We start from the raw sequence: 11,904 nt of genomic DNA on the forward strand, positions 1-11,904 counted from the left end.
TCGTCCCCTACGGATGAGCCTCGGGGAGTAATGCGCCGCCGTCCACCACCAGCGTTTGGCCGGTGATATAGGCCGCCGCCGGTGAGGCGAGAAATACCATCGCCGCCGCAATGTCTTCCGGCTCTCCCAGCCGCCCGAGCGGTACCGCTGCGGCAATCGCCTGATTGACCGCAGCGCCCCCCAGATTGGCCATCGCCGGTGTGCGGATCATCCCCGGCTCCACGCCGTTGACCCGTATCCCCGCCCCCGCCAACTCCAGCGCCGCCGCGCGAATAAAGCCGTTCACCCCGGCTTTCGAGGCGGCATAGTGTGCCAGCCCCGGATAAGCCACCCGCGGCCCGGTGACCGACGAGGTCACCAGAATGCTGCCACCGCCCTGACGCTGCATCCACGGCAACGCCGCCTGTGCCAGAAAAAACGGTGCCATCAGATTGACGCTCAGCGTGCGTTGCAACAGCACCGCGTCAATCTCGGCGAAGGGAGTCAGCGGGAAGTAGGCCGCGTTGTGGACGACCACGTCCAGCCGCTGATACCGCTGGCCTACCTCTGCCACCCGTTCAGCAATCTGCCCCGGATCGGCCAGATCACAGACCATTGCCTGCACTCGCCAACCTTGTTGTTGCAGTATTTCCGCCTCATCCTGCGCCTTCTGCAGTTGCAGATCCGCCAGTACCACCGTGGCCCCCAGCCGGGCAAAGGCGCTGACAATCGCCAGCCCGATGCCCTGTGCGCCGCCGGTCACCAGCACCACCTGGCCGCTAAAGGCATCGGCCGCATAAGGTGTCTTCATCGGCCTATCCCCGTGGATGACGCGTGGTATTCAGCACCTGGGCGTGGGCACCCACGGCAAAATTGCTCAGCGCATTGAAGTCACTGCCCTGATAACCGAGGATCTTGCCGTCGGTGCGCATGCCCTGCAGATCGATCATCACCACGCCCAGCGTCGGCACAATCTTCTCACGCCAGACGAACAGGTAGAGCTGCTCGGCCACCTTCACGTAGTGGCAGCGATCGACATCCGCCAGCCCTTTCTCCACCCCGTCCAGGCACTGCCAGGCATAGAAATTGTCGTTCAGGTAAATGTGCTCATAGCGTTCAGTCGGGCTGTAGGTGTACATATTGCGCATGCCGATTAACTCATCGGTGAACTGTGGCGGCGCAACGGTGGCATCATCCAGCGTGCCAAAGTGGAACTCCGCCTTGACCGCCGTCAGCGGCAACCCCTGCTCAACCCGGCTGAAGGCATCCAGTCGTGTCTGCTGCTCATCCGGCAACTGGCCGTAGACTGCGGTGAAATTGCCCTGATTACGATCGCACACCAGCGTAATACTGGCGTTGTCCTGCGCAGGATCGAGAAAATCGATAAACAGAATGCCGGGGCGAATGCTGGTGGCACGATAAGCAATGCCCCGGTACTCACCCCAGCTCAGCGTCTGCTGATCGACGAAATGACAGCTCAGCGTTTCCCCGTCGGCAAAGCGCAATGCCAGCGTACTGCCGCTAAGGCCGTGTTGTTGTTCCAGCGTATTGCTGTGCGGGGCAAAGCCTTCCGCCAGCGCGCCCACCTGAATAAATACCGCTTCTGAACTCATTTGATGCTCCTTAAACGGAAGTGAAAGCCAATGTCGGCACGTCGACGATGGTTGAACCGCCGTCGGCCACCAGCGCCGCGCCGGTAATGATCGATGCCTCTGCCGAACAGAGAAAACGGCAGATGCCGGCGATTTCTTCAGCGCTGGCCGGACGACGCAACGGCACGTCGCGGCAGACCATCTGATAAGCCTGCGCCAGCGAAATCTGATGGGCGTCCATCAGCAACTGCATCTCTTCATCCGCCATCGGCGTGGTGACCCAGCCAGGGCACACCGCGTTGGCGCGCACCCCCTGCGGACCGTAATCACGAGCGATGGAACGCATCAGCCCGATCAACGCATGCTTGGCGGTGACGTAACCACATACCTCCGGCCCGGCGGCCAACGAGGCGATAGAAGCGACAAACAGCAGGTTACCGCCGGTTTTCATCAGCTCCGGCAAACAGGCGCGAGCGCTGGCAAATGCGCTGTTGAGATTGCTGTCCATCGCCTGCTGCCATTGTTGGTCGGTCATGTCGGTAATGCGTTTGAATCCCATACCGCCGGCACTACCGATCAGGCAGTCGATACGCCCGGCCTGTTGCAAAATGGCTGGCAACAATTGGGTGTTCCAGCTTTCTCCGCTGGCGGCATCGCCGACCAACGCCTGCGCGCCGATCTCATCCGCCAGTGCGGTCAGCGGTTCAGGACGACGACCGATGATAAATACCCGATCGCCCTGGGCCGCCAGCAACCGGGCACAGGCGGCGCCCACGCCGGTGCCACCGCCGGTAATCACTACCACTCTATTCATCGATTCTCTCCATCAATTGGCCGATCATCAGCAGGCTGCTGAGCAGCAATCGCCGTTGCTCCGGCTCCAGCCGCAGATAGCGACGACCGGCAGGCAAACGGCTGACCACTTCCGAAGCGGCAAAATGTTCGATCTCCAGTCGCCAGTGTCCGGCAACCAGCGTCAGTTGAATGCGGCGGAAATCCAGCTGTGCCAGCGTTTGGCCAACTTGTGGATAGCGCTGAAAGGCAGAAATCACCCGCTGCGCCGCAGCATCATTGCGGGCGGCGCGATACACCACCCCATTGCGCCGCAGCCATCCCCCGGCGGTGATGCATAGCGTCAGCGGCTCTTTCAGCGTGCAGTTCCCCTGCAGTTGAAAGCGGTGGCTGACGATATGTGCCATAAACAACGCACTGGCCTGTTCACTGATGTCGATCACCGGCCCTTGCGCTAACGTCAGCCGCAGCAGGCACGGCGCCAGACGCTCGCAGGCGTAGGGTTGCAGGTTGTTCGCCAGGCGGCTGAGGGTGACGCCCGGCTGATAACCCGCCGGTGCGCGCTGCCAGAAACGGTTAAGTGAGGGAAGTAAGCCGATCAAACTGCGCCTCCTCGCCTTCTGCTTTGGCAAAGGTGGTTTCCAGCACCTGCTCGACCGGCACCGGTTTGAACGGGTTGACCTTCTGCACGCACAGGGTCCAGAACAGCGCGTAAGCCGCTGTCAGGCCAATCATGATGCTGAAAGGGATATACACCGCGCGCGGGTTCATGCCCGGCGGAGTGATATAGATAATCGCCAGCACGATGCCAACGCTGGAGACGATTTGCGGCAGCGGGAACCACGGCGACTTGTAAGCACGCGGCAGATCCGGGCGGCGAACACGCAGGATCACCACCGAGCAGGTCACCAGCAGGTAGGCAACGCCCTAGGCGCACACCGCCGCCAGCACCAGCGGAATGATGCGGTCGAGATTGCCCTGGATGGCAAACGCGTGCACACAGGGGATCAGTACCGCCACCAAAATCCCCACCACCGGGGTTTTAAAACGCGGGTGCAGATAAGCGAAGATGCGTGGCAGCGCGCCGTCCAGCGCCATGCCATAAAGAATACGTGGCACCGCGGCCATCAGCGTGTTGATGGTCGCCGCCCCGGCCAACAGCAACCCGATGCCCAACCAATATTTGCCGAACTCGCCCATCACCTGGCCGGCAAAGGCCGGAATGGCCATCGGCGTGTCCAGCAGATGAACGCCGTTGGCGGCATCCACCAGCACGTTTTCCACCTGGTGGCTGAGCGCCGCGCCGTATAAGGCCATGCACACCGCCACGCCGCACAGCCCCAGTGACATGGCTCGCGGGATGACGCTGGCGGAACGTTTGATCTCCGGCGCCATCGGCGTGACCAGTTCGCAGCCGACGAACATAAACATCGCCATGCCGATCAGGCTGAACACCGCGAACGGATCGTTCAGGCTCAGGGTGCTACCGAACCAGCCTTCCAGCGGCACGGCATGCGGTGAAAGCAACCCGGCAATGCCGAAGATCACCAACGTGCTCCACATGGCGAAGGTCAGCACAATCTCCGCTTTACCGAACGCCTCAATGCCAAAAGCGTTGAGTATGCCAAACACGATCACCAGCCCAACCCCGACCATCCAGGAGGCATTGTGGGTTTCCATCAGGGTGTTGAGGTGCTCGAAATTCACCAGCGCCATGATGCCGGAGAGTATGGTTTCGGCGGTACCGGCAAAGATATGCACAATCAGGTAGGCCGACAGCGCGCCGGTAATGGCAAAAAAGCGCCCCATGCCGCAGGCGATGTAGTCATAGACCGAGCCGGAGGTCGGCAGGATCGCCGCCGCTTCCGAGAAGGTCGTGAGCTGCGCCTGCATCATGATAAAGGCGATCAGCATCGCCAGCGCGAAGGTGTCGCCGCCGATGCCAAAACCGCTGGTGACGGTGAGGATCACCGGGCTGGCCATAATCACCCCAACCGAGCTGGCCAGCGTGGTGGGGAATCCGACCTTGCCCCGCTCAAGATGGGCGTGAAGCCGCGACGACAGGTTCATGGTTATTTCCTCTTATAGTTTTATCGTTTTGCCCTGATGTTGCATTTGCAGGTTTGGCGTCGCCAGTGGCGGCAATATCACTATAGAGAGGAAAAGAAAATGCTGACTATCGTCCTTAAGAACGAGGCCGAGCCATAGCTTTTTCGTCTTACCTTTTTAGTCCGGTCAGCCGTTATGGTTTTAGCCGGGGTGAAAGGATTTCCAGAGAGGATCAAGCGCTGCGGTGTTTGTCTATCGTTCTTAAGAACGAGCTGTCGATGGCGGCCCTGCGGGGTTACAAAAGGGTGATCCGCGGCAGGTGCACCACGGTAAAAGGGAAATCACTGTAAATTCAGCAGGAAGGGTACAATTAATTCGTTAATATATTAACAAAATAAGAACAGCAAAAGGCCACTGGAGCCATCACCTCCCAATCGCCGCCTTGTTATTTATGTATTTTATTGCAATCCGGCTCACGTTGTTAATATGTTTTAATTGTGTTGCAAAATTGCTACCGCTATGCTTGTATCGTTCATATTATAAACAGCGGCGACTCCCATTCCGGTACCTGAAAAAGATACCCTATGGATTTCAAGTTGCAGCTAGGCGGCCAGCTCGCTCATCCTCAGGTCAGGTAGGGGCGCTGCATGCCGCGCCCGCTTTAATCGGGGCGAATATATTCGCCCCCTACGGTAACCAAGTGCAGGTAACAACGCTGCGGCTTGAAAGACGACGGGTAAAGGGAGGAAATGAATCATGCACACCACCGCACCATCCGATGCCTTTATCACGAGCTGTCTGAACACCATTGCTCATCTTATCCCGGTGTCCGCTGGGGTATTTTATTTGGTTAATCCGGACCTGCGGCCAGACCATTATATTTTGCATGGTATTTCCGATAACACCCATCAGCAGTATTTGAATCATTTCCAGCAGATTGATCCGCTTAAACCGGCCAACTTCCACCAGCAGGATATTAATATGGTCGGCATGAACCCGGCGGCGATCGCTAATAACCGGCACTATTATCATGACTTTATGCTGCCCAATCACATGCGCGATATGACGGAGATATTTATCCGCCAGCGTAAACGCATTGTCGCCGGGGTGTCATTGATTCGCGATACGCCGTTTACCGAGCTGGAGCGCGGTCGCCTGCGGGCGGTGATGCCACTGATCGAGCTGGCGACCCGCGATCTGCTGCCCGGTGGTGAAGCCCAATTGCTGACGGCCAAGGAGCAGGAGATCGTTAATATGGTGCGCGAAGGAGCCAGTAATAAACGCATCGCGCTGAAGTTGGGTATTTCCCTTTCGACGGTAAAAACCCACATGCGCAATATATTTGCCAAAACCGAAGTCGTAAATCGCACCGAATTGGTCGCCAACAGCTTTATTGCACACGGATGATAAATTAAGCCATAGCAATGGCTTATGACCGATAAATTAAACGCGTTAATTATTCGTCATCAATGGCGCGGTTTCCGCCTGCCTAAAACATGGCATCGCGGGTATATCTGACTCAGGCTTACCCCGTGGAGATCATTATTATGTCCAGTGATTCTGTTTCTGTGCCCACCGTCGGGACGGCGCTTCCCTGCCCGCCACGGCTGTTGACTGCCATTATTCTCTTTGCCGCCATTGCGCCGGGCATCCTGATGACCGCACCGGCCATAGCCGCGCAGTTGGCCAGCCAATGGCTGCTGACTCCGGCGCAAATCGGCCATCTGTTTTCTACCGAGCTGGGGGCAATGAGCCTGGCCACGCTGCCCGCCTGGTGGTGGATTAGCCGCGTTAACTGGCGCCGGGTGGCAGCACTGGCAGCGGCCGTGTTTATCGCCGGTAACCTGGCCTCGGCGTGGGTCAGCGATTTCAGCCTGCTGCTGGGGCTGCGTTTTGTCGCCTCGCTGGCGGGCGGCACCTTGATGATCCTGTGTATCACCTGCGCGGCGGGCACCGCCAACCCCAGCCGGGTTTACGCCCTGTGGGTTCTCGGCCAACTGGTGTTGGGCGCGGTCGGGCTGCTGGTGCTGCCGCCGCTGTTCGCCCATTTTGGGTTGATGGCGGTCTATCTGATCCTGGCGGCTATCATGCTGTGCTGCCTGCCGCTGATCGGCTCCTTCCCCAGCGGGTTTCACCCGGTGCAATCCGCCGCTCATTCCGCCGTCGCTCCCCGGCTGCGCAAAATCATCGCCGTACTGGCGGTACTGACCTTTTACATCAGCCTGAGCGCAGTCTGGACTTTTATCGGCAGCATCGCCGCCGCGGCCGGTCTCTCGCCGGTACACAGCGGTCAGGTACTGGCCACCGCCACGCTGTTTGGCATCGTCGGTGCCGGCGCTGCCGCTTTGATCAGTGCCGGTCGTGGCGGCAACCGGCTGATTTGGCTGGGTTACGGTTTGCTGCTCGCCGGTATCGCGCTGCTGATCCGCGAGCCCCTGTTGCTGCGTTTCGCGCTGGCGGCGGTGTTATTCAAATTTACCTGGACCTTTGTGCTGCCGTTTATTTTGGCCCGCGTCGCCGGACTGGATAACAACGGCAAGCTGATGAACAACATCAATCTGGTGATTGGCGGCGGTATGGCGATTGGCCCAACGCTGGCCGGTTACCTGATTGAATCTTCAGGCGGCTTTGACGCGCTGCTGCTTGGCGCGTTGGGTTGCTCACTGCTGTCGTTACTGTTGATTTTGTTGGCTTCACCGCGCGCTCGCCGCGCCGTTTAACAGGAGTAAAAAGGTGAAAAGAAAAACCGGTTTCTTGTTTGATGAACGCTGTTTCTGGCACAGCACCGGCCTGCACGCCACCACGCTGCCGGTTGGCGGCTGGGTGCAACCGCCTTCGGGGGCCGGCCATGCCGAGTCGCCGGAAACCAAACGGCGGATGAAGAACCTGATGGATGTGTCCGGCCTGTCGCGTCAGCTCACACTGCTGAGCGCCGAACTGGCGACGGATGAAGACCTGCTGCGCATTCACCCGGCCGATTATTTACAACGTTTCAAACAGCTGAGCGACAACGGTGGCGGCATGCTGGGGGAAGAAGCCCCGCTGGGACCGGGCAGCTATGAGATTGCCAAACTGTCCGCCGGGTTGGCCTGTGCGGCGGTCGAGGCCGTGCTGCTGGGTGAGCTGGATAACGCCTATGCGCTGTCACGCCCGCCGGGTCACCACTGCCTGCCGGACCAGTCGATGGGCTTTTGTTTTCTGGCCAATATCCCGATCGCCATCGAGCGCGCTAAACAAAAATACGGTTTGGGCAAAGTGGCGGTACTCGACTGGGACGTGCATCACGGCAATGGTACCCAGCATATCTACTGGCAGCGTGACGACGTGTTGACGCTGTCGTTGCATCAGGACGGCTGCTTCCCCGCCGGGTACTCCGGTGAACAAGACTGCGGGGCCGGGCCGGGCGAAGGCTATAACATCAATATTCCGCTGCTGGCCGGGGCCGGTGACGACGGTTATCTGTATGCCATGCAGCAAATCGTCATTCCGGCACTGGAGCAATTCCAGCCGGAGTTGATCATAGTCGCCTGCGGCTACGACGCCAATGCCCTGGATCCGCTGGCACGCATGCAGTTGCACAGCGACAGTTTCCGCAACATGACGGCTTTGGTGCAGGACGCGGCCGATCGTCTGTGTGGAGGAAAATTGGTGATGGTGCATGAGGGCGGTTATGCCGAATCCTACGTGCCGTTCTGCGGCCTGGCGGTGATGGAACAACTCAGTGGCATCCGCACCGAAGTCCAGGATCCGCTGCTGGAATTCATCCAGCAGCAGCAGCCGCGCGAGGCCTTCAACCAGTTCCAACGCCAGGCCATCGATACGCTGGCGCAACAGTTCATTCGCTAATCACCTCGGGGCGCGCACTCCGCGCCCCTACCCATTCCCCGCTTTGCCGCTACGCTGAATAGGACTTTCTAAATCCCTACCGATGAGAAAAATAATATGTCTGAACAGAAAATCAGCTTTATCAAAGGCAGTCAGGGCGACATTGCGGTCCACGATTGGGGCCATGAGCGGCCACGCTTTCTGGCACTGCTGGTGCACGGTTATGGCGAGCATCTCGGTCGCTATCAGTACGTGGCGCGAACGTTAGAAGCACAGGGTGCGCGGGTGTTCGGCCCTGACCATCTCGGCCATGGGTTGTCACAGGGTGAACGCGTATTGATTGAGGATTATGATGCCGTGGTCGACGACATTCACTGCGTAGTCGAGCATTTTAAGGCATTGCACCCTGGTATCCCGCTGGTGGTCATCGGCCATTCGATGGGCGGTATGATCGCCACCCGTTACGTTCAGCGTTATGGCGATGACGTGCGCGCGCTGGTGCTCTCCGGCCCGTTGATCGGCGAAAGAACCCAGATCTCCGATCTGCTTGGCCTGCCGAAGATCCCTGATGAGCCGCTCGATACCGCCACCCTGTCGCGCGATCCGGCAGTCGGCGTGGCTTATCAGGCCGATCCGCTGGTGTGGCATGGGCCCTTCAAACGCCCGACGTTGCACGCCATGCAGCAGATGCTGGCCAAAATCAACGACGGGCCGGGCTTCGGCGCACTGCCCACGCTGTGGATACACGGTGACGACGACCGGCTGGTGCTGATGGCGCAATCGCAAACCACCATTAACCTGCTGAAGGGCAGTGATTTTGAGGTCATGATTAACCCCGGCGGACGGCATGAAAGTTTTAACGAAACCAACAAGGATCAGATATTGCGGCGGATCGGCGATTTTATTAAGCGGGTGCTGGGATAGCGGATTGCCCCTCTCCCGCTGGAGAGGGGCTGGCGCCGAGATCAACCTTCGACAATCGCCAGATAGTGTTTCACAAAGCGATCGGAGGTGATCTCCCAGCGCACCGGCGTGCCTTTCTCGACAAACCAAGAATCCCCGGCCTGATACTGCACGGATTGACCGGTGTTCTCATCGGTCAGCGTTGCCGTGCCTTCCCACACCGTGGCGTGTTCGGCAAACGGATACTCCATCACAAAGGTGCCACGGGTACAGCTAAAGATGCCGCAGCTCAGGTTGTCGGTCGGCTCACCGAAAATGCCCGCCACGCCGACGGTTGGCTCACCGGCGATCACTCTGGCGCCCAGATTACTGACGCTGCCAATCTCCAGCAGTTCAGGCAGCGGTTGTTTAAGCAGTAATGGTTTCATTTTTCTCTCCTGTGATAAGAATTAGCGGCGGCCTTTCCAGTAGCCGGATGTCTGGTGCCACACCTTGCCGGCGGTGGTCATCACCCGCCGCAGTTTGTCCTTGCCGAAGATATTGACGTGCGGGATCGAACTCATCAGGCTGTAACGATCGGATCCTTCACTCATGCCCTCCGCCAGCACCTTGCAAACGATATGGCTCGGGGTTACGCCAAAGCCGGAATAGCCCTGCACGTAGAACACATTATCGTGCTGCGGCAAGGTACCAATCTGCGGGAACAGGTTGGCGCTGCAGCACAGCGGTCCGCCCCAGGCCAGGTCGATCTTGACGTTATGCAGGTACGGAAACACCTTCAACATCAGATGACGGTTCCAGGCTTTGAGATCTGCCGGAATGTATTCGATCAAGCGGGTGGCGCTGCCGAACAGCAGGCGGTTTTCGTTGGTCACCCGGTAATAGTCGATCACCGGGCGGATGTCGCTGTAGGCACCGCGGATCGGGCTGATCTGGCGGATCAGTTCGTCAGACAGCGGTTCGGTCGCCAGCTGGAAAGCGTAGGTATTGATGGTTTTGTTGTAGATGAACGGCTCCATGCCGTTGAGAAAACCGTTGCATGCCCACAGCATTTTGTTGGCACGTACCGACCCCATGGCAGTACGCACCTTTATGCGCGGGCCATACTCCACGTCGAGTACGCTGCTGTTTTCGAAGATCTTCACGCCGTAGCCGCTCAGCGCCTGGGCCTCGCCCAGCAACAGGTTGAGCGAATGCACGTGGCCGCCGCCCATGTGTTTCAATGCACAGGTGTAGGCGTCCGATCCCACCACCTGCTTCACCTCGGATCCGGTATAGAGTTCGATCTCTTCGTCCGGCGAGACCGTCTTGAACTCCTTCAGCCAGCTGCGCAGGGTTTTCTCCTGCCGCGCGTTGCTGCCCAGGTAGCCATAGCCAAAGCAGAAATCGGCATCGATTTGGTATTTTTTGATGCGTTCGCGAATGATCCCGGCGCCGAGATTGCTGATTTTAAAGATGGTTTCCAGCCCGGCCGGGCCAACGTGACGTTTGATCTTTTCCAGATCGTGACCGATCCCGGCCATCACCTGCCCGCCGTTACGCCCGGTACCGCCGTAACCCAAATGACGGCCTTCCAGAATGGCGATATTGGTGATGCCCTGCTCCGCCAGCTCCAGCGCGGTGTTGATGCCGGAGAAGCCGCCACCAATGATCACCACGTCAACATCCAGATCCTCTTCCAGCGTCGGGAAGCGCAGATCGTACTTTTTGGTTGCCGCGTAATAGGTTAAGGATTCGATATTATTATTCACTGCCGCACTCCCGATGACCCTGGCTCTGTCAGCGGATTATCGGCAAGCGGCCCGACGCCCACCATGTCCCCTTAGGGACATTCGCAACAAATAATTAACACTCAGGCGCTGCGACGCAGCGGCGTGGCCAGCAGCAGGCTGAACAATTCGGCCTGTGAGCCGATATCCAGCTTGCTGTAGATGTTTTTGCGGTGGTTTTTCACCGTACCCAGGCTGATAAACAGCCGGTCGGCGATCTGTTGCGAACCGCAGCCGTCGAGGATCAGATCCACAATCTCTCGCTCCCGAGGAGTCAGCAAATAACGCGCCTGCACGGCACTGTCCGTTACCCGGTCTGGCGTGGCGGGCGCAACCCTCACTTCGCCATGCAGGCGAGCGACGCTTTTCAGCAGCGTCAGCGCGTCTCGCAGGTCTGCCAGCTGCGAGGAACGCACCCCCACCGACTGGCGCGCCGAGCCAAAAAACACCCCCAACCCACGTTCCGGCGTCAGCGGCAGCAGCACACCGGCTTCGTCATGCCAGCCGGTCATGCGATAAAAATTACGATAATACTCAGTGTGATAAAAGCCGCTGGGGGCCAGTTGACGCAGGGTCAAGACCTCGCTACCCCCACCGCCGTTCAGCGCCTGATAAAACGGATCCTGCAGATAAGCGCCCTGCTGGTATAGCTGATTTACCGCGTCACTGTTTTCTTTCTCGGTTTTGATCAGGCAGCGTGGTGGCTGACCACGGTCGAAGGCATAAACAATGGCGTTATCAAAGGCGAAGTAACCTTCCAGCCAGGCCAGCAGGCTGGGATAGAAACGCGGGGTCGCCACTGTGTCGATCACCGCTGATAATCTTTCGACCTGAATATTCATCTCCGCCTCGCCATCATTAATAAATTAACAATCACCTTATTCCGGCTGTGCCCTGGCCTGCTTGTTATAGAAAACACTCAATAGCGCCAAATGCAACAGCACAATTGTTTACATGTTAAACAAATCACACCTTCGCCCGATTATCGCCGTCAG

At 58.5% G+C, this 11,904-nt stretch carries 11 protein-coding genes and 1 pseudogene; 4 read left to right on the forward strand and 8 right to left on the reverse strand.

Features of this window, described 5'->3' with window-relative positions; all coding sequences use genetic code 11:
- Window positions 1-7: 7 nt before the first annotated feature.
- The 5 genes and pseudogenes from BEI65_RS09995 to BEI65_RS10015 form a co-directional block, all read right to left on the reverse strand.
- Window positions 8-790: an SDR family oxidoreductase gene (locus BEI65_RS09995; RefSeq protein ID WP_099063184.1), complete on the reverse strand. Its 783-nt coding sequence runs from the start codon at window positions 788-790 to the stop codon at window positions 8-10.
- A 4-nt stretch (window positions 791-794) separates the two neighbouring features.
- Entirely contained in the window at window positions 795-1,592 is a 798-nt protein-coding gene (locus tag BEI65_RS10000) for a molybdenum cofactor biosynthesis F family protein (RefSeq protein WP_099063185.1), read from the reverse strand.
- A 10-nt stretch (window positions 1,593-1,602) separates the two neighbouring features.
- Window positions 1,603-2,385: an SDR family NAD(P)-dependent oxidoreductase gene (locus tag BEI65_RS10005; protein ID WP_099063186.1), complete on the reverse strand. Its 783-nt coding sequence runs from the start codon at window positions 2,383-2,385 to the stop codon at window positions 1,603-1,605.
- Window positions 2,378-2,965 (reverse strand): DUF3156 family protein, encoded by a 588-nt coding sequence (locus BEI65_RS10010; protein ID WP_099063187.1) that lies wholly within the window; start codon window positions 2,963-2,965, stop codon window positions 2,378-2,380. Before BEI65_RS10010 ends, BEI65_RS10005 begins: the two co-directional genes overlap by 8 nt.
- A pseudogene (locus tag BEI65_RS10015) lies at window positions 2,940-4,433 on the reverse strand (APC family permease). Before BEI65_RS10015 ends, BEI65_RS10010 begins: the two are co-directional and overlap by 26 nt.
- A gap of 735 nt (window positions 4,434-5,168) precedes the next feature.
- Between BEI65_RS10015 and BEI65_RS10020 the strand changes: the two are divergent.
- The 4 genes from BEI65_RS10020 to BEI65_RS10035 all read left to right on the forward strand — a co-directional run bounded on the left by BEI65_RS10020 (window position 5,169) and on the right by BEI65_RS10035 (window position 9,161).
- Window positions 5,169-5,819 (forward strand): LuxR C-terminal-related transcriptional regulator, encoded by a 651-nt coding sequence (locus BEI65_RS10020; RefSeq protein ID WP_099063188.1) that lies wholly within the window; start codon window positions 5,169-5,171, stop codon window positions 5,817-5,819.
- Between the two features lie 140 nt (window positions 5,820-5,959).
- Window positions 5,960-7,132 (forward strand): MFS transporter, encoded by a 1,173-nt coding sequence (locus BEI65_RS10025; protein WP_099063248.1) that lies wholly within the window; start codon window positions 5,960-5,962, stop codon window positions 7,130-7,132.
- A gap of 13 nt (window positions 7,133-7,145) precedes the next feature.
- Window positions 7,146-8,258, forward strand: coding sequence for a class II histone deacetylase (locus BEI65_RS10030; protein ID WP_099063189.1), 1,113 nt, complete (start codon window positions 7,146-7,148; stop codon window positions 8,256-8,258).
- Between the two features lie 96 nt (window positions 8,259-8,354).
- The gene (locus BEI65_RS10035) at window positions 8,355-9,161 is read left to right on the forward strand and encodes an alpha/beta hydrolase (RefSeq protein WP_099063190.1); all 807 of its coding nucleotides are present in this window, start codon (window positions 8,355-8,357) and stop codon (window positions 9,159-9,161) included.
- A 41-nt stretch (window positions 9,162-9,202) separates the two neighbouring features.
- Here the strand turns inward: BEI65_RS10035 and BEI65_RS10040 are convergent, their stop codons facing one another.
- The 3 genes from BEI65_RS10040 to BEI65_RS10050 all read right to left on the reverse strand — a co-directional run bounded on the left by BEI65_RS10040 (window position 9,203) and on the right by BEI65_RS10050 (window position 11,751).
- Complete coding sequence (locus BEI65_RS10040) at window positions 9,203-9,568, reverse strand: cupin domain-containing protein (protein WP_099063191.1); 366 nt, start codon at window positions 9,566-9,568, stop codon at window positions 9,203-9,205.
- A 21-nt stretch (window positions 9,569-9,589) separates the two neighbouring features.
- Window positions 9,590-10,891 (reverse strand): FAD-binding oxidoreductase, encoded by a 1,302-nt coding sequence (locus tag BEI65_RS10045; RefSeq protein ID WP_099063192.1) that lies wholly within the window; start codon window positions 10,889-10,891, stop codon window positions 9,590-9,592.
- Between the two features lie 101 nt (window positions 10,892-10,992).
- Window positions 10,993-11,751: a response regulator transcription factor gene (locus BEI65_RS10050; RefSeq protein WP_099063193.1), complete on the reverse strand. Its 759-nt coding sequence runs from the start codon at window positions 11,749-11,751 to the stop codon at window positions 10,993-10,995.
- Window positions 11,752-11,904: the final 153 nt, after the last annotated feature.

Origin of the sequence: Serratia sp. BW106, from assembly GCF_002607755.1 — a bacterium.
Taxonomy (GTDB): domain Bacteria; phylum Pseudomonadota; class Gammaproteobacteria; order Enterobacterales; family Enterobacteriaceae; genus Serratia; species Serratia proteamaculans.